This window comes from Actinoplanes sp. NPDC026619 (assembly GCF_040638295.1).
Classification (GTDB): Bacteria; Actinomycetota; Actinomycetes; order Mycobacteriales; family Micromonosporaceae; genus Actinoplanes.
The window spans coordinates 91,924-108,674 of the sequence record NZ_JBEZYA010000011.1; the positions used below are offsets into that span (position 1 = coordinate 91,924).

The following is a 16,751-nucleotide window of genomic DNA, read 5'->3' on the forward strand; positions in this document are numbered from 1 at the left end:
TGAGGAGGGACTGTGTCGAGTCACGGCCGTCTCCTGATCATCGGCGGTGCGGCATCCTTCGGACTGCTCGCCCGATTTGTCGCATTGGCCGGCGGGCCGGCGGCACGGATCGTCGTGATCGCCACCGCGTCGGCGGCGCCGGCCGACGCCGAGGCCGAACACCTCAAGGCGTTCACCGCCCTCGGCGCGGGTGAGGTCGTGCCGTTGCGGCTGACCACCCGGGCCGAGGCCAACCGGCACCAGCCGGCGTTGCAGGAAGCCACCGGAATCTTCTTCACCGGCGGCGACCAGGAACGGATCACGTCGGTGATCGGCGGAACCGCCACCGACTCGCTGTTGCAGACCCTGGTGGCCGCCGGCGACGTCGTTCTGGCCGGCACCAGCGCGGGCGCGGCCGTCATGTCCGGCACGATGATCGCCGAGGGGGACGCGCCCGGCGTCAGTCGCGCCAGCGTGCGCACCGCCCCCGGCCTGGAGTTCCTCCCCGGCGTGCTGATCGACCAGCACTTCGCCGAGCGCGGCCGGGTCAACCGGCTGCTCAGCGCGGTCGCGCTCTACCCGCACGAGCTGGGCCTCGGCATCGACGAGGACACCGCCATCCTCACCGACGGCGACCGCTTCGAGGTGCTGGGCAGCGGCGCGGTCACCGTCGTCGACGCCGGCGCCGCCACCGACATCCGGGTGCCTGCCCGGGGCCCGATCACGCTGGCCGGGGCACGCATCCACGTGCTGCCCGCCGGCCACACCTTCCACCTCACGGGACGCCGGCCGGTCGTCGACGCACCCGCGGCCGAACGGGGAGTCGCATGAAGATCGAAAGCCTGCGCCGCCTACGCGGACCCAACGTCTATCTGTCCCGCCCGGCCGTGGTGGCCCGGCTCCGGCTCGACGACCTGGCCGGCACCGAGACGTCCGACGTCACCGGCTTCCCGGAGCGGCTGCTGCGGGCGCTCCCCGGCCTCGCTGACCACCACTGCGCGGCCGGCGCACCGGGCGGGTTCGTCAGCCGGCTGCGTGGCGGCACCTACTTCGGGCACGTCACCGAGCACGTCTGCCTGGAGCTGTCCCAGTTGATCGGGCGGGACGTCAGCTTCGGCCGGACGCTCTCGACCGGCGAGCCCGGCGTTTATCAGCTGATCCTGGAATGCCCGGTGGACGAGCCGGTGTGCTCGAAGGTGCCGGTCGAACTGCTCGCTGTTGCCGTCGACCTGGTCGCCGAGATCGTCGAGGGCCGCTCGTTGTCGAGCGTCGCGCTGGCCACAGCGGGCGCCGGTGTGCCGGAGATGCAGCATGGCTCGGTCCCGGCCCGGCTCGCCTCGCTGGCCGCCCTGGCGGAACGCGAAGCCAGCGGGCCCAGCACGCGGGCGATCATCGCGGCCGCGCGCCGGCGGGGCATCCCGGTCGAGCGCTGCGGCGACCTCAGCCTGGTGCGGCTCGGCTGGGGCAACCGGCGGCGGCTGGCCTGGGCGGCGATGAGCGACCGCACCAGCGGCGTCGGCATCGACATCGCCGGCGACAAGGAGATCACCCGGCGACTGCTGGGCGAGGCCGGTGTGCCGATCCCGGCGGGCGGCTCGGCGGCCACGGCGGCCGAGGCGGCGCGGCTCTTCGCCGACCTGGGCGGACCGGTCGTGATCAAACCCCGGCAGGGCCGGCACGGCGACCGGGTCACCCTCGGCGTGGAGACCGGGGCGGAGACGGCGTACGCGTTCGCCGCCGCCGGCGAGGATGTGGTCATCGAGCGGCAACTGGGCGGCCGCGACTACCGGGTGCTGGTGGTGGCGGGCGAGGTGGTGGCCGCGGCCGAGCGGATCGCCGCACACGTCGTCGGCGACGGCCGCAGCACGATCGCCGAGCTGGTCGACCGCACCAACACCGATCCGCGCCGGGGCGCCGGCCACTCCCGGGTCCTCACCCGGATCACGGTGGACGACACGGTCCTGCGCGTCCTCGAGCGCAAGGGGCACACGCTGGCCTTCGTGCCGGCCGCCGGGCGGCAGGTGTGGCTGCGCGAGACCACCAACCTGTCCACCGGCGGCACCAGCCACGACGTCACCGACCGGGTGCACCCCGACGTGATCCGGCTCTGCCTGCGGGTGGCCGGGCTGGTCGGCCTGGACATCTGCGGCATCGACCTGCGGCTGCCGGACATCTCCGAACCGCTCGCCCCGGTCCGCGACGGCGACGAGGTCACCGGCGGGGTGATCGAGGTGAACGCGGTGCCCGGCCTGCGCATGCACCTGGCGCCGGTGCGCGGCCGCGCGCACGACGTCGGCGACGCGATCGTGCGGGCGATGTTCCCGGCCGGCTCCGACGGGCGTATCCCGGCCGCCGCGGTGACCGGCACCAACGGCAAGACGACGGTGGCCCGGCTGACCGCGCATCTGCTCGCCGACACCGGCAAGAGGATCGGGCTCACCACCACCGACGGGGTCAGCATCGACGGCCGGGAGATCTTCCGGGCCGACGCGACCGGGCCGCTGTCGGCGCAGATGGTCCTCGGCGACCCCGGCGTGCAGGCCGCGGTCCTGGAGACGGCGCGCGGCGGGCTGCTCAAGCGTGGCCTCGGATACGACTGGTCGGACGTCGGCGTGATCACCAACATCACCGCCGACCACCTCGGGCAGGACGGGCTCGACACGATCGAGGATCTCGCGCACGTGAAGGCCTTGGTCGCCGAGCGGGTGCGGGACGGCGGCACGCTCGTGCTCAACGCGGACGACCCGTGGGTGCGGTCGCTGGCCGACCGGCCGCGGGTGCGCGCCGACCGCAAGCGGATCGTCTGGTTCGGGCTCGACCCGCGGCAGCCGGTCGTGGTCGAGCATCTCGCCAAGGGCGCAACCGCCTATCTGGTCCAGGAGGGCTGGCTGGTGCAGGCGACCGGGGCGCGGCGAACACCGCTGGTGCGTCTGGCCGACCTGCCCGGGGCGTACGGCGGAGCCGCACCGCACGCCGCCGCGAACGCCCTGGCCGCGGCCGCCGCCGCCCGGGCCCTCGGGGCCGGCCAGGAGTCGGTGGCGCGCCGCCTCGCCGACTTCGACCCGGCGGTGGCCAACCCGGGCCGCGCCACCCTGCTGCGAATCGGCGACGTGGCCGTCTTCGTCGACTACGCGCACAACCCGGCCGCCCTCGCCGCCACGCTGCGCACCCTGCATCGGCTGTGGGGCGCCGACCGCTGCGTGGCCGCGGTGACCCTGCCCGGCGACCGGCGCGACGACCTGCTCGCGGCCTGCGCCCAGGTCGTCGCGGACGGGGTCGGCCGGGCGGTGCTCTACGACGACGAGGACCTGCGCGGCCGCGAGCCGGGGGAGGTGTCCGCGCTAGTCGAGCGGGAGATGCGGGCCCGGCGGCCGAAGCTGCTGTCGATGCGGGAGGACGGCTACCGGGAGGCGATCACCTCGGCGGTGCGGCTGGCCCGGCCGGGGGAGGTCGTGCTGGTGCTCTACGAGAAGCTGGCGCCGGTGCTCAAGCTGCTTTCCGAGCTCGGCGCGGTGCGGGCCGGGGACATGCCGGTGCCGGCCGGGATGCCGCTGCCGACGACGCCGGCGCCGGGCGCGATGCCGTCGCCCGCCCGTGACCTGGTCCGGGGCGTTCTGCTGGGGTAGCGGAGGGACCGTCGGTACCGGAAACTGTCTGAACAGCGGAGGGGATCACCCGATCAGATGGGGTTGCACAGCTAGATCCTTCAACCTTTGTCACAAGGCGAGTAATTAAAGATCATCTCTCGGTGACTGTCGACAATTCGATCTGTGACGGGTTGGCGACAGCTAGTGGACACATCCGGTGTGGACGTTCAGAAAGATGGACTAGCGAACCTTCCGACTTTTCACGAAAAATCAGATTTTTCCTGGGAAAAGCGGCGGTGATGCAGTCCAAGATCCGACTTTCGGGGAGGGTGGCCCTACCCCCACGGGTGGCATAGGTCGGGAAACGGACGGTAACGAGCCGCAGGTAGACGGCGGTGTTGAGCGCTCGTGGTAAAGGCCGATCGTGGGCTAACATCTCGCCGTCGATGGGGAACACCTGAGAGGGTGCGGCCCCGACGTCGAGAAGCATGGCGGTGCATCTCGGCGTTACTTCGGAGCGCGCATGTGGGGGCACATGAGCACGACGGACCTGCCCGGAGCGAGCCTGCTGGCCGATAGATATCGGTTGGTGGAGCGGCTCGGTGCCGGCGGGATGTCAGTGGTGTGGCGAGGCTTCGACGAAGTCCTCGGACGCCTGGTCGCGGTCAAAGTCCTGCCGCCGTCCACCAGCACGGACCCGGCTTTCCGGCGCCGGCTGCGGGCCGAGGCCCAGGCCGCCGCCCGACTCAGCCATCCCAACATTACGAATGTCTACGACTACGGCGAAGCGGTCACCGTCGATGGTGAGCCGGTTCCCTACGTCGTCATGGAACTTATTGACGGCGAGTCGCTCGCCGCCGTTCTTGCCCGGGCTCGCCGGCTGCCGTGGCAGCACGCGGTCCGGATCTCCGCCGAGGTGGCCGCCGCGCTGGCGGCCGCGCACTCGCGCGGCATCGTGCACCGTGACGTCACCCCGGCGAACGTGATGCTCACCCAGACCGGGGCCAAGGTTGTCGATTTCGGCATCTCGGCCCTGATCGGGGAAAACGACATCGACCCGGACGGCAGCCTGCTCGGCACGCCGGCCTACCTCGCGCCCGAGCGGCTCGAGGGCGGCCAGGTCAGCCCGGCCACCGACGTCTACGCGGTCGGCCTGCTGATCTACCGCACGCTGATCGGTCAGCTGCCGTGGGATGTCGGCACCACCACCGCGCTGCTGCGCGCGCACCAATATGTCGAGCCCGACCCGCTCCCGCCGGTCGAGGGTCTGCCGCCCGCGGTCGCCGCGCTCATCGGCCGCTGCCTGGAGAAGCGCCCGTCCGACCGGCCGTCGAGCGCCGAGCTGGCGCACGTGCTGGCCGGCATCGCGGCGGGCGCGCCCGGCGTGGCCCGTGGCTACGTGCCCGACTGGGCGGAGAACGGCGAGGACACCACGATCCTGCCGAGCCAGCGGTCGTACTCGGAAGTGATCCAGCGCGAGCAGATCCCGCCCGCCTCGACACCGCACGCCGAGGAGCCGCCGGTTCGCAACAGCCGGTTCGCGGCGCTGCGCTCCGGTCCGGTCGTGATGAGCGCGGCCGCCGCGGGCGCGTCCCTGCGCCCGGCCGCCGGTGGCATCGAGCCGCCGAACGAGCCGCCGGCCATCGTCGGCGGCGGCAACGCGGGCAAGGGCCGTAACAATGCGGCGCAGAAGCACACCCGCCGGGTGCTGGTCGTGGCTGGCACTGTGCTGCTGCTCGGCCTCGGCACCTACGGCTGGAGCCTGGCCAGCGGCACGAGCCACGACGGAAGCTCGGCCAACCCGACGCCCAGCGTCGTGCCGGCCACCGGCAAGTGCGTGGTGAGCTACGCGGTGCAGACCGACGCGAACCACACGTTCACGGCCAATCTGACGGTGGCCAACCGCAACAACACCACGCCGTTCGACGCGTGGAAGCTGTGGTTCATCCTGCCCGGCGACCAGATCATGGCCGGCCACGGCGCGAAGCAGCCGGTGGAGCAGGTCGACCACACGGTGACGGTGAGTTCGGCGGCGCCGCTCGGCGCGCTGAAGACGGTTACCGTGCCGCTGGCCGGCAACTACTCGGCGAACAACACCGCGCCGCTGGCCTTCATGCTCAACGGCCAGACCTGCGAGACGTTCGTGTCGTCCGCGCCCGGCGAGCCGGCCCACCAGGTCGAGCACCTGTCCGACGGCACTGCCCGGTTGGTCCCGACGCCGTCGAGCACCAACCCTCTCCCGGGCATCACGCTCCTTCCGAACAACGGCGTCAAGGTCACGCCGACCACGCCGGCCAGCTCGGCGAAGCCGAGCGTGTCCGTCAGTGTCAGCGTCAGCCCGTCCGTCAGCACGAGCCCGAGCACCAGCAGCACTCCCAAGCCGGAGCCGCCGAAGAGCGCGTCGCCCTCGCCGAGCAACTCGATCGAGAGCGTCGAGAGCACGGAGCCGTCGACGCCGGTGGCCACCACGACGTCTGCGGTCCCGCCGGCGTCGACGGATCTCTGCGCTTTGGATCCCGCCGACCCGTCCTGCGGTTGAACAGGCAACGCGTTTCCGATCGGTCGTCCGGGGAAAAAACTATCCGCCGGGCGGCCGATCGCCGCGTTAGGGTGAAAGCGATGTAAGCAGGCACTTCTGGAGCGATCCGCCGCGATTCGCGTGCCTGGCGACCGATGCGACACCCGACCCGGCGTGGCAGCCGTCCGCTGTCGCCCGCGCGGGACAGAATCGCTCCAGCGGGGCCAACAAGAGGTCGTACATCGGGGAGTTTCGACATGATCAGCATCGTGAAGGATCTGGCCGCTGAGGCGCTGTTCGTCTCCAGCATCCAGCCATCCGACAGCCCTACCAACAAGACGGTGGAGCAGGCTGTCACAGCAATGATCCTGCTGCACGGAAGTGACGGCTGTGCCGCCGAGGTGGCCACCGAGTTCGGTGACCACCCGTACTGCGCGGTCCGCCGCATGCACTGGGTGCACGAGGAGCTCACGGGCGTCGTCGCGCCCGCCCCCGTGCTTACCTGAGCTTTTCTCGCAAAAAGCACCATAAAAGCAACCGAGTTCGGCCTCCGCTGCACCTTTCGGTGGCCAAGGTTCTCCTCGTCAGCCGGTTTCACCAACCGGATGTATGAGCGAGGAGGACCACGTGACAACCACGACCGAACTCCCCGCCACCATCGGCAGCACGATCCACGACGCGCCGTCCGCGCGGGACATCGAGGACCTGGTCCGCGAACACATGCCGATGGTTGGCCACTTGGTCCGGGAACTTCTCAACCGGGTCCCGGGCCACGTCCATTCGGACGACCTGTCCTCAGCCGGCTTCGCGGCCCTGCTGGGCGCGGCCCGGTCGTTCGACGTGACTCGGGGCATTCCCTTCCACCGTTTCGCCGCGGTCCGCATTCGCGGCGCGCTCCTGGACGAACTGCGCGGCCAGGACTGGGCGAGCCGTTCGGTCCGGGCCCGGGCCCGGCGCACGTCGGCGGCCCGCCAGGAGCTGACCGCTGCGATGGGCCGCACGCCCACGGATGCCGAGGTGGCCGAATACCTCGGCATCGGCGTGGCCGAGCTGGCGACGGTGGAGGACGACGTGCAGAAGGCGGCGCTGCTGAGTCTGCAGGGCTTCCCGACGGGCGCCGCCGAGGAGATGGTGCCGGAGCTGTCCGAGGGACCGGAGGACCTGCTTCTCAAGCGGGAACGTCTGGGCTACCTGCATCAGGCCATCCAGGCCCTGCCGGAACGCCTGCGCCTGGTGGTGACCGAGTCGTTCCTGCAGGAACAGCCACTGAGCGACGTCGCGGCCCGCCTGGGCGTGACCGAGTCCCGCATCTCCCAGCTGCGCACCGAGGCGCTGCAGCTGCTCCGGGAGGGCCTGAACAGCTCCCTGGCGCCGGAACTGCTGACGGTGGCGGCCGGCGGCCCGCGGACCCGCAAGGGTTGTCTGCAGCGCCGCCGATCGGAATATTTCGCCCGGGTCGCCCAGCAGGGCAATCTGCACACCCGGCTGGCCCTGACCGACGCCCACGGCGTTCCGATCGCGGTCGCGGCCTGAATCGCGCGAACGGGGGCGGCGCGAGCCGCCCCCTAAAACCCGGCGGTGGTTACGCTCACCGGCTTCCGGCAAGCTCCGCACACGGCTTCGCCGGCAGATGTACGCGGGTAGGCCACCCCCAACCGCATCAAGCCCGTCCCTGCCTCGGAGCAACCGCGGGCCGCCCCCTTCCGGGCCCGCCAGACGCCGCTCAGGCCGCCAACGGCGCTCCGGCCGCCACCGGTACGGGCTCGGCCACCACCGGCGCACACAGCGGATCCAAGGCCGCCTGCACCTGCCGGATGTCCGCCCCGACGGCGGTCGCCAGCACTCCCGGCCCGGCCAGCGGCATCAGCGCGGCGCCCGGCGAGGCGGTCAGCGTCCCCGGCAGGCCCGGCACCGCCACCACCGTGCCCACAGCCCGCCCGGAACCGAGCACGGCGGCGCCGTCCCAGCCGTCGGCGTGCCGGCCCACCCCGAGGGCGTGCCGGTAGAGCGTGCGCCCGCCGTACCGGATCGTGGTGTCCAGCCGGGCATCGCCGGACGGCTCGGCGTGCCGGCCGCAGACCAGGTCGTCCCGCCAGAGCAGCTCGCCGCCCTCGGCGACCTCGACCACCGTCTCGGTGTAGTGGTCGCAGCCGGCGGCGGCGATCAGCGGCTCCGGCAGCCACCGCAGCGTGCCGGCCACCGACGCGTGGATGGTGAGGCGGGAGGCCGGGCCCGGCCGTCCCGGCAGAGCCAGTTGCGCGGCCACACTGCGTACCGTGAGGTCCGCGCCCACACCCACGGTGACCTCCAGCCGCAGGTCGTCACCGCGCAGCGGCCCGGCCGCACCACCCACCAGGTGCACCGTCAAGCCACCGCCGGAGCGGCCGCCGGTGCGGCGCAGCAGCAGCGGCGATTCGCCGCGCAGAACGGTGAGCCGGGTGCCGCCGCGACCGTCCGCCTCGGCGACGACCTGCGCGAGGGCTCGCATCAGACGGCCGGCACCCGAGCCGCCACCAGGGCGCGGATCCAGTCGGCGACGGCGGTGCCGTGGCGGTCCTCGACCAGCGACAGGAACACGGTGGGCAGCTCGCCCCGGCGATGCCGGGCGTCGTGCTCCATCACCGACAGGTCGGCCCCGACCATCGGGGCGAGGTCGGTCTTGTTGATCACCAGAAGGTCGGCGGCGGTGACGCCGGGACCGCCCTTGCGCGGCACCTTGTCGCCACCGGCCACGTCGACCACGAAGATCTGCTTGTCGATCAGGCCCTTGCTGAAGGTCGCGGTCAGGTTGTCGCCGCCGCTCTCCACCAGCACCAGGTCCAGCGGGCCGAGTGTGTCCTCGAGTTCCTCGACCGCGTCCAGGTTGGCCGAGATGTCGTCGCGGATGGCGGTGTGCGGGCAGCACCCGGTCTCGACCGCGCGGATCCGCTCGGCCGGCAGCACCCCGTTGCGCAGCAGGAAGTCGGCGTCCTCGGTGGTGTAGATGTCGTTGGTGACGACGGCCAGCCGCAGCTCCGTGCCGAGCGCCCGGCACAGGGCGGCGACCAGCGCGGTCTTGCCCGAGCCGACCGGCCCGCCGATGCCGACCCGCAGCGCGCGCGGCCCGGCGCCGAGCGGCGTATGGGGGTCGACGCCCGGGTCGGGGTGGGTGTGCGGCACCTCGTCGGGCTCGTGGGTGTGCGGGGCGACGTAGTTCTCGCTCGGTCGCGGCCAGGCTCCGCCGGTCGGCTCACCGTGTTCGTGGTCAGGATGCAAAGAGACGCACCTCCCAGGTGGCGTGATGCTCGGCGCCGATGTCGAGCAGGGGAGAACCCGAGGCCGGCAGATCGTCGACCGGGTCGTCGGACCGGCGCGCGGCCTCGGCCGCGATCCGGTCACATTCGGGAGCGAGCCGGGCCAGCAGCCCGTGCACCGCATAGGGGTCGAGCCCGAGCAGCCGCACCGCGGCGCTGGCGGACCCGGTGGTGGTGCCGTGCGCGGCAGTGATGGCGGCCTCGTGCGGCCCCAGCCCGGCGCCCGCCGCGAGCAGCCCCAGCGCCACCGGCTGATGCATGTCCCGCGGCACCGGCACCGGCGTCGGCCACATCGATCGGCCGGCGCGCAACAGCGCCCGGCCCTGGGCGCGCGAGGCCTTACGCAGCGCGGGGGAGGGCGTGCGGGCGTCGAGCCCGTCGTCCAGCAGCGCCCACTCGGCCGGCCGGCGGCAGGCGGCCGCGGCGAACGCGGCCGCGACCAGGCCGCCGGTGGCGAGCTTGCCGCGCAGGAAGCCGAACACGTCGTCGAGGTCGCGCACCCGGCCGGCCGAGACCTGGGCCTCGAGCCCGCCGGAGTGGGCGTGACCGCCGGCCGGCAGCCGCCCGTCGGCGAGCACCAGCAATGTCGCGAGACTCATCAGAACAGGAAGTAACGCTGTGCCATCGGCAGGCTGGTGACCGGATCGGGTTCCACGACCTCACCGTCGATACGCACGGTGAAGGTGTCCGGCTCGACCTCGATGCGCGGCGTGGCGTCGTTGAGCGGCATGTCGGCCTTGCCCACCTGCCGGGTGTCGTCGACCGCCGCGAAGGCGCGCTTCACGCCGATCCGGTCGCCGAGCAGCGCGTCGATCGCGGCCGGCGCGACGAAGGCGAGTGAGGTCTGGGCCGGCACCGCGCCGTACGCCCCGAACATCCGCCGGGGCAGCATCGGCTGCGGGGTGGGGATGGAGGCGTTCGCGTCGCCCATCTGTGCCAGCGCGATCATGCCGCCCTTGATGACCAGGGCGGGCCGCACCCCGAAGAACGCCGGGTCCCACAGCACCAGGTCGGCGAGCTTCCCGACCTCGACCGAACCGACCTGCGACGCCATGCCGTGCGCCACCGCCGGGCAGATCGTGTATTTCGCGACATAGCGTTTCGCGCGGTTGTTGTCCGCCGCGCCGTCGCCGGCCAGGGCGCCCCGGCGGGCCTTCATCACGTGCGCGGTCTGCCAGGTGCGCATCACGACCTCGCCGACCCGGCCCATCGCCTGCGAGTCCGAGCCGATCATCGAGATCGCGCCCAGGTCGTGCAGCACGTCCTCGGCGGCCATGGTGGACGGCCGGATCCGGCTCTCCGCGAAGGCCAGGTCCTCCGGCACCGACGAGTTCAGGTGGTGGCAGACCATCAGCATGTCGAGGTGCTCGGACAACGTGTTCCGGGTGTACGGCCGGGTCGGGTTGGTCGACGACGGCAGCACGTTCGGGTGCGAGGCGACCGTGATGATGTCCGGCGCGTGCCCGCCGCCGGCGCCCTCGGTGTGATACGCGTGAATGGACCGCCCGGCGATCGCCCGCAGCGTCTCCTCGACGAAGCCGGCCTCGTTCAGCGTGTCGGTGTGGATGTTGACCTGCACCCCGGAGGCGTCCGCGACCTTCAGGCAGGCGTCGATGACCGCGGGCGTGGTGCCCCAGTCCTCGTGCAGCTTGAAACCGCCCGCCCCGCCGCGCAGCTGCTCCCACATCGACTCCTCCGACATGGTGTTGCCCTTGCCGAGCAGCAGCACGTTGACCGGGTGGACGTCGATGGCTTCCAGCATCCGCGCGAGATGCCAGGCGTTCGGCGTGACGGTGGTGGCTTTCGTGCCCTCGGCCGGCCCGGTGCCGCCGCCGATGATCGACGTGATGCCGGTGGCCAGGGCGGTGTCCAGAATGGTGGGGCTGATCAGGTGCACGTGGCTGTCGATCGCGCCGGCCGTGAGGATCTTGCCGTTGCCGGCGATGATCTCGGTGCCCGGCCCGATCACCAGGTCGGGGTGCACGCCGTTCATCGTGTCCGGGTTGCCGGCCTTGCCGATCCCGACGATCCGGCCGTCGCGCAGGCCCACGTCGGCCTTGATGATGCCCCAGTGGTCGAGGATGACGGCGCCGGTGATCACGGTGTCCGGAGTGCCCTCGGCGCGGGTGGCGCGAGACTGTCCCATCGACTCGCGAATGACCTTGCCGCCGCCGAAGACGACCTCGTCGCCCGGCTCTGGACCGGCGCTGCGGTCCTCCTCGACCTCGATCAGCAGGTTCGTGTCGGCCAGCCGGATCCGGTCGCCGGTGGTCGGTCCGTAGAGGGCGGCGTACCGCCCGCGGTCGAGTGTGGTCATCGCGGGCTGCCGTTCTCGGGTTCGGTGGGTTCGGCCGCGGGCGCCGGCGCTTCCGGGACAACTCCGTCGAGCGATCCACCGGCCAGGCCGCGCAGGCCCGGCACGATCCGGTTGCCCTGCAGCGCGACCAGATCGACGTCGCGCGGCATGCCCGGCTCGAACCGCACCGACGTGCCGGCCGGCACCGCGAGGCGGTAACCCCAGGCGGCGGCCCGGTCGAACTCGAGCGCCGCGTTCGACTCGGCGAAGTGGAAGTGCGAGCCGACCTGCACCGGCCGGTCCCCGGTGTTACGCACCGTCAGCGACAGCACCTCGCGGCCCGGGTTGATCTCAATGGACCCCTCACCCAGGATGACCTCGCCCGGGATCATGCGATCGGCCCGTGCACGGTGACGAGCTTGGTCCCGTCCGGAAAGGTCGCCTCGACCTGCACCTCGACCAGCATCTCGGGCACGCCCTCCATGACGTCGTCGCGGGTCAGCACGCGCCGCCCGGCGTCCATCAGGTCGGCCACGGTGCGCCCGTCGCGCGCACCCTCCAACAGGAACGCCGTGATGATCGCGGTCGCCTCTGGATGGTTGAGCTTGAGCCCACGCTCTTGCCGTCGCCGGGCCACGTCGGCCGCGACATGGATCAGCAAGCGTTCCTGCTCGTGCTGGCTGAGGAACAAACGAGCCTCCCTGATTCGCCGAAATGCTCGCAGCCGGAAGTTTCCCATGTGTTACCGGACCTCTATCTCAACACGGAACCCATGACCGGCCGGCAAAACCCTCAGAACCCACCGCCCAGCGTTGCCAACAAGTGTTTGCCAACAAGCGTTGGCATCGACTACCTTGTTGCCAACAGTTGTTGGCAAACAGGGAGGGCAGCTCGATGGAGACAGATGTGCTGATCGCCGGGGCCGGCCCGGTCGGGCTCACACTGGCCGCCGCACTCACCACCCGCGGCGTCGGCGTGACCGTCGTCGACCGCGCCGCCGCCGGCACGAACACGTCCCGCGCGGCCGTCATCCACGCCCGCACCCTCGAGGTGCTCGACGAGCTGGGCGTCACGAAGGAGCTGGTGGAGCGGGGGGTGATCGTGCCCCGATTCACGGTGCGTGACCGCGATCGGGCGCTCGTGAGCATCGACTTCGACGGGTTGCCCACGCCGTACCCGTACACCGTGATGTTGCCGCAGAGCGAGACCGAGGAGATCCTCGCCGGACGCCTCGCCCAGCTCGGGGTTTCCGTTCGCCGTCAGGCGGAGGTCACCGGTGTCCGGCAGGACGACGGCGGCGTGACGGCCGATCTTGCCGGGGGTGACACCGTTCGCGCCCGGTACCTGGTCGGCGCCGACGGCATGCACAGCACCGTGCGTGAGCTCAGCGGCATCGGCTTCCGCGGCGATCGTTACGCGCAGTCCTTCGTGCTGGCCGACGTGCGGATGGACTGGGAGCTGCCCGGCGCGGAGGTGCAGCTGTTCTTCGCGCCGGCCGGGCTGGTCGTGGTCGCGCCGCTGCCCGGCGGCCGGCATCGCATCGTCGCCACCCTCGACGAAGCGCCCGAGCAGCCGACGGCCGCCGACGTGCAGGCCCTGCTCGACGTGCGCGGCCCGGCGCGGTCGCCGGCCCGCGTCCGGGAGATCATGTGGAGCTCGCGTTTCCGGGTGCATCACCGGCTCGCCGACCACTACCGCGCCGGGCGGATCTTCCTGGCCGGCGACGCCGCCCACGTGCACAGCCCGGCCGGCGGCCAGGGCATGAACACCGGCATCCAGGACGCGATCGAGCTGGCCGCCGTGCTCGCCGACGGCAGTGACCTCGACCGTTACGAGCGGACCCGGCGCCCGGTCGCGGCCGGGGTGGTGGCGTTCACCGATCGGATGACCCGGATGGCCACGCTGCGCCAGGGTCCGCTGATCGCCGCCCGCAACACCGTCCTCCCGCTGGCCGGCCGGGTCCCGGCGGTCCGGCGGCGGCTCGCGATGCGGCTGTCCGGGCTGTCTACGATCTCGGCATGACCTCGGCCGTGCGCAGATCCGACGCCACCCGGGCGGCGATCCTCGTCGCCGCCCGCGAGCGGTTCGCGAGCGACGGCTACGAGCGGGCCACCATCCGCGCGATCGCCGCCGACGCCGCCATCGACCCGTCCATGGTGATGCGTTACTACGGCAACAAGGAGAAGCTGTTCGCGGCGGCGGCCGAGTTCGACCTGCAGCTGCCCGACGCGGCGTCGATCCCGGCCGGGGAGCTGGGCGCCACCCTGGCCCGCCACTTCCTGCGGCGCTGGGAGGTCGACGAGACGCTGACCGCGCTGCTGCGCGCGGCAGCCACCAACGAGGCAGCCGCCGACCGCATGCGTGAGCTGTTCGGCGGTCAGCTGCTGCCGCTGGCCGAGGCCGCCTGTCCCGATCCGGCCGACGCGCCGCGGCGGGCCGGCCTGGTCGCCAGCCAGATGCTCGGGCTCGCCCTGTGCCGGTTCGTGCTGCGCCTGCCCCCGGTGGTGGCGATGACTCCCGACGAGGCCGCCGATTGGGTGGGCCCGACCATCCAGCGCTATCTGACTGCGGCCACCAGCTCATAGATGTTGCCGTCCGGGCCGCGGAAGTGTTGCCAGCTCTCGCCCGGCTCGCCGACGATCTCCACCCCCGCGGCCCGTAGCTCGGCCACTGCCGCCGGCAGGTCCCGCACCGCGAACCCGGCCACCGGCCCGGTGTCGAACACGTCCTTGCCGCTCTGTTCGCCGAACACCTCGACCTGCGATCCGTTCGGCAGTGTGAACACCCAGAACCCGTCGGACGCGTACGTCTCACGCAGCCCGAGCACGTCCCGATAGAAGCCGACGAGGGCCTCGGAGCGGTCGGTTCGGGTGCCCAGCCAGCCCAGTCCAGTTATCTCCATGACTTGATCCGACTACGTGAACCTTGGTTCAGGTCAACCCCCCGGTGCCTTTCGTCCGTAGTGAAGGCCGAGGAAGCACGCCGAACGGCGGCGCATCCCACCCAGGAGGAACGATGACGCCCCACCCGCCCGGCGAGGACCCGCCGGAGCCCGACGACGTCTTCGACTACGCCGACCACGTCCAAGAGGACTTCGGCGCGGCCCCACCCCCCGCCTCTGACGAGCAATTTCAGGGCGAACGGCCCGGTGCCGAGCAGTACGCCACCGGCGAATACCCGGTGGAGCGTTATCCGGTGGCCGGGCCGCTGGCGCAGAACTACCCGGCGGAGACGCACCTCGACGACGAGCCGACGGGGGAGTGGCCCGGGCCGGCCGACGAGGACACCGACCCGGTGGGCTTCGAGCCGGTCGACGCCCGCGACTATTCGCCGGCCACCGTCCCGTTCGAGCACTACCCGCTGGCCGAGACGTATCTCACCGCCGAGGACCACCAGCTCGACCTGCCCGGGTGGGGTCCGCCCGCCGAGGAACGGGTTTCGCGGGTGCGGCGTCACCGGCGGCCACTGCTCGTCGCCGGCGTCGTCCTGTTCCTGGCCGGAATGGCGGCGGCGATCCTGATCGCCCCGCGCTGGGGCGACGACCCGGAACGGACCGAGGCGGTCGGCCGGAACGGGGCCAGCGGCGACTCGGCCAGCGGTCCGGTGAGTGGGCGCACCGCGGCGGTGTTCGAGCTGGTCGACGGCGCCGCGTCGGTGCAGGTGCGGGCCGGCGACCTGGGCGACGACCTCTATCGGATCACCACCCCGGCGGGCAGCGGCGTGACCCCGCGGGCGGAGGAGGACGACAGCGGGGTCCGGCTGCACCTGGCGGCCGGCGTGCACGGCGGTCCGTCGGAGGTGACGATCGTGCTGAACCGCTCGGTGCGATGGACGCTGTGGATGGACGGCGGCACCGCGCAGACCAAGGTGGACATGACCGGCGCCGAGGTGGACGGGGTCGAGCTGCACGGCGGCGCCAGCCGCATCGACCTGACCCTGCCCGCGCCGACCACCCTGGTCCCGGTGCGGATGACCGGCGGCGTCGACCAGTGGCTGCTGCACCTGGCCGGCGGCACCGCACCGGTGCGGGTGCAGGTGCAGTCCGGGGCGGGCGCGATCACCCTGGACGGCGCCACGCACCGGGGCATCGCCCCCGGCCAGTCATTCACCGCCAACGGCTGGGACGCCGCCGGCATCGGCTTCGACGTGCAGGCCGTCGCCGGCCTGGCCGCCCTGACCGTCACCGAGGGCTGACCACCGCTCGTGCGCCGCGACGAGTCGCGGCCAGAGCCGGTCCCGGTCGGCGTCGTCGAGAGTGATTCCGAAGACGTCGGCCAGGGCCGCGAAATAGTCGTCCCGCCGCTCCAGCGTGACCCGCCGCTGGTCGTCCCCGACCCGGGTGAGCACCAGCCCGCGCACGACGTCGGTCCCACCGGCATCGCGCCGCTGCACGGTGGCAACACGCACGAACCCGGACTCGGGCGAGGTGGAGAGCTCCTGATGCCGCTCGGCGAAGGCCGGCATCTCGACGCTCCCGCTCCGGAAATCCATCCCGAGAAACCCACCACGCGGATCATGCTCGAACCGCCACCCGCCGGGCTCGACGACTGACCGCGACAGGCGGTAGGTGAACGGCCCTTGCCGGTATTCGCCTTCAACGAGCGGCAGAGGCTCGTAGATCCCGTCCCCCATGCCCAGGTCGACCAGCCATTCCCCGCCCGGCGCCTCATCGGAGGGCAGCCCGGACACGGTGAGCACGAGATGGTTCCCGGTGGCCCCGGCCGTCAGCCCCGCGTTGCCCTGCACCCCGCCGTAGTGCCGGGTGACGGCATAGCCAAGCTCCCGAAGCAGCTCGGAGAAGGCCCCGTTGAGGTGAAAGCAGTAACCCCCACGCCCGTGCAGAATCCGCCCGATCGAATCGCCGGGCTCAACCGTGGTGGCCCGCCCGAGCCAGATTTCCAGACATTCGTAGGGCACCCGCTCAGCGTGAGCCCGGTGAAGAGCCTTGAGCCCATCAACACTGGGCCGCTCCCGCCCCACCCCAAGCCGCCGCAAATATCCGGAGAAGTCAATGGCCGCACCCACCCGCTCAACCCTAATCGAGCATCGATCGGCATCCCAAACTCCTCTCCTCGGGG

General features: G+C 72.0%; 16 protein-coding genes. 8 read left to right on the top strand and 8 right to left on the bottom strand.

The window, feature by feature from the left end:
* The first annotated feature begins 12 nt into the window (after nt 1-12).
* The 5 genes from AB0E90_RS23990 to AB0E90_RS24010 all read left to right on the top strand — a co-directional run bounded on the left by AB0E90_RS23990 (nt 13) and on the right by AB0E90_RS24010 (nt 7,617).
* Entirely contained in the window at nt 13-810 is a 798-nt protein-coding gene (locus AB0E90_RS23990) for a cyanophycinase (protein ID WP_360409578.1), read from the top strand.
* Nucleotides 807-3,605, top strand: a complete 2,799-nt coding sequence (gene cphA, locus AB0E90_RS23995) for a cyanophycin synthetase (RefSeq protein ID WP_360409581.1) — start codon at nt 807-809, stop codon at nt 3,603-3,605. Before AB0E90_RS23990 ends, cphA begins: the two co-directional genes overlap by 4 nt.
* A 496-nt stretch (nt 3,606-4,101) precedes the next feature.
* Nucleotides 4,102-6,105 (top strand): serine/threonine-protein kinase, encoded by a 2,004-nt coding sequence (locus tag AB0E90_RS24000; RefSeq protein WP_360409584.1) that lies wholly within the window; start codon nt 4,102-4,104, stop codon nt 6,103-6,105.
* A 236-nt stretch (nt 6,106-6,341) separates the two neighbouring features.
* The gene (locus AB0E90_RS24005) at nt 6,342-6,590 is read left to right on the top strand and encodes a hypothetical protein (protein ID WP_360409587.1); all 249 of its coding nucleotides are present in this window, start codon (nt 6,342-6,344) and stop codon (nt 6,588-6,590) included.
* A gap of 121 nt (nt 6,591-6,711) precedes the next feature.
* Nucleotides 6,712-7,617, top strand: a complete 906-nt coding sequence (locus tag AB0E90_RS24010) for a sigma-70 family RNA polymerase sigma factor (RefSeq protein ID WP_360409590.1) — start codon at nt 6,712-6,714, stop codon at nt 7,615-7,617.
* Between the two features lie 190 nt (nt 7,618-7,807).
* Here AB0E90_RS24010 and AB0E90_RS24015 read toward each other — a convergent pair whose 3' ends face one another.
* The 6 genes from AB0E90_RS24015 to AB0E90_RS24040 form a co-directional block, all read right to left on the bottom strand.
* A complete protein-coding gene (locus AB0E90_RS24015; protein ID WP_360409593.1) occupies nt 7,808-8,572 on the bottom strand; it encodes an urease accessory protein UreD in 765 nt (254 codons plus the stop codon).
* A complete protein-coding gene (gene ureG / locus AB0E90_RS24020) occupies nt 8,572-9,243 on the bottom strand; it encodes an urease accessory protein UreG (protein WP_360410153.1) in 672 nt (223 codons plus the stop codon). Before ureG ends, AB0E90_RS24015 begins: the two co-directional genes overlap by 1 nt.
* A gap of 85 nt (nt 9,244-9,328) precedes the next feature.
* Nucleotides 9,329-9,976 carry an urease accessory UreF family protein gene (locus AB0E90_RS24025; protein ID WP_360409596.1) on the bottom strand — a complete coding sequence of 216 codons (648 nt, stop codon included), beginning with the start codon at nt 9,974-9,976 and terminating at the stop codon, nt 9,329-9,331.
* Nucleotides 9,976-11,694, bottom strand: coding sequence for an urease subunit alpha (locus AB0E90_RS24030; protein ID WP_360409599.1), 1,719 nt, complete (start codon nt 11,692-11,694; stop codon nt 9,976-9,978). The genes AB0E90_RS24025 and AB0E90_RS24030 overlap by 1 nt, the downstream gene beginning before the upstream one ends.
* Nucleotides 11,691-12,065, bottom strand: a complete 375-nt coding sequence (locus AB0E90_RS24035; RefSeq protein ID WP_360409602.1) for an urease subunit beta — start codon at nt 12,063-12,065, stop codon at nt 11,691-11,693. Before AB0E90_RS24035 ends, AB0E90_RS24030 begins: the two co-directional genes overlap by 4 nt.
* The gene (locus tag AB0E90_RS24040) at nt 12,062-12,364 is read right to left on the bottom strand and encodes an urease subunit gamma (protein ID WP_360409605.1); all 303 of its coding nucleotides are present in this window, start codon (nt 12,362-12,364) and stop codon (nt 12,062-12,064) included. The genes AB0E90_RS24035 and AB0E90_RS24040 overlap by 4 nt, the downstream gene beginning before the upstream one ends.
* Nucleotides 12,365-12,567: 203 nt before the next feature.
* Here AB0E90_RS24040 and AB0E90_RS24045 point away from each other — a divergent pair, with 203 nt between their 5' ends.
* Together AB0E90_RS24045 and AB0E90_RS24050 are read left to right on the top strand one after the other, a co-directional pair.
* Entirely contained in the window at nt 12,568-13,695 is a 1,128-nt protein-coding gene (locus tag AB0E90_RS24045; protein WP_360409608.1) for an FAD-dependent monooxygenase, read from the top strand.
* On the top strand, nt 13,692-14,258 hold the full coding sequence (locus AB0E90_RS24050; RefSeq protein ID WP_360409611.1) for a TetR/AcrR family transcriptional regulator: 567 nt from the start codon (nt 13,692-13,694) through the stop codon (nt 14,256-14,258). The genes AB0E90_RS24045 and AB0E90_RS24050 overlap by 4 nt, the downstream gene beginning before the upstream one ends.
* Here AB0E90_RS24050 and AB0E90_RS24055 read toward each other — a convergent pair.
* Nucleotides 14,231-14,575: a VOC family protein gene (locus tag AB0E90_RS24055; protein WP_360409614.1), complete on the bottom strand. Its 345-nt coding sequence runs from the start codon at nt 14,573-14,575 to the stop codon at nt 14,231-14,233. The genes AB0E90_RS24050 and AB0E90_RS24055 overlap by 28 nt on opposite strands.
* 113 nt (nt 14,576-14,688) lie before the next feature.
* Here AB0E90_RS24055 and AB0E90_RS24060 point away from each other — a divergent pair, with 113 nt between their 5' ends.
* Nucleotides 14,689-15,867, top strand: coding sequence for a hypothetical protein (locus AB0E90_RS24060; RefSeq protein WP_360409617.1), 1,179 nt, complete (start codon nt 14,689-14,691; stop codon nt 15,865-15,867).
* Here AB0E90_RS24060 and AB0E90_RS24065 read toward each other — a convergent pair.
* Nucleotides 15,775-16,698: an arylamine N-acetyltransferase gene (locus tag AB0E90_RS24065; RefSeq protein WP_360409620.1), complete on the bottom strand. Its 924-nt coding sequence runs from the start codon at nt 16,696-16,698 to the stop codon at nt 15,775-15,777. The genes AB0E90_RS24060 and AB0E90_RS24065 overlap by 93 nt on opposite strands.
* Between the last annotated feature and the right edge of the window lie 53 nt (nt 16,699-16,751).

Coding starts and splice junctions, on each gene's coding strand:
- AB0E90_RS24060 (WP_360409617.1), top strand. CDS start 14,689: ATGACGCCCCACCCGCCCGGCGAGGACCCGCCGGAGCCCGACGACGTC.
- AB0E90_RS24015 (WP_360409593.1), bottom strand. CDS start 8,572: ATGCGAGCCCTCGCGCAGGTCGTCGCCGAGGCGGACGGTCGCGGCGGC.
- AB0E90_RS24000 (WP_360409584.1), top strand. CDS start 4,102: ATGAGCACGACGGACCTGCCCGGAGCGAGCCTGCTGGCCGATAGATAT.
- AB0E90_RS24045 (WP_360409608.1), top strand. CDS start 12,568: ATGGAGACAGATGTGCTGATCGCCGGGGCCGGCCCGGTCGGGCTCACA.
- AB0E90_RS24005 (WP_360409587.1), top strand. CDS start 6,342: ATGATCAGCATCGTGAAGGATCTGGCCGCTGAGGCGCTGTTCGTCTCC.
- AB0E90_RS24055 (WP_360409614.1), bottom strand. CDS start 14,575: ATGGAGATAACTGGACTGGGCTGGCTGGGCACCCGAACCGACCGCTCC.
- AB0E90_RS24025 (WP_360409596.1), bottom strand. CDS start 9,976: ATGAGTCTCGCGACATTGCTGGTGCTCGCCGACGGGCGGCTGCCGGCC.
- AB0E90_RS24035 (WP_360409602.1), bottom strand. CDS start 12,065: ATGATCCCGGGCGAGGTCATCCTGGGTGAGGGGTCCATTGAGATCAAC.
- AB0E90_RS24050 (WP_360409611.1), top strand. CDS start 13,692: ATGACCTCGGCCGTGCGCAGATCCGACGCCACCCGGGCGGCGATCCTC.
- AB0E90_RS24030 (WP_360409599.1), bottom strand. CDS start 11,694: ATGACCACACTCGACCGCGGGCGGTACGCCGCCCTCTACGGACCGACC.
- cphA (WP_360409581.1), top strand. CDS start 807: ATGAAGATCGAAAGCCTGCGCCGCCTACGCGGACCCAACGTCTATCTG.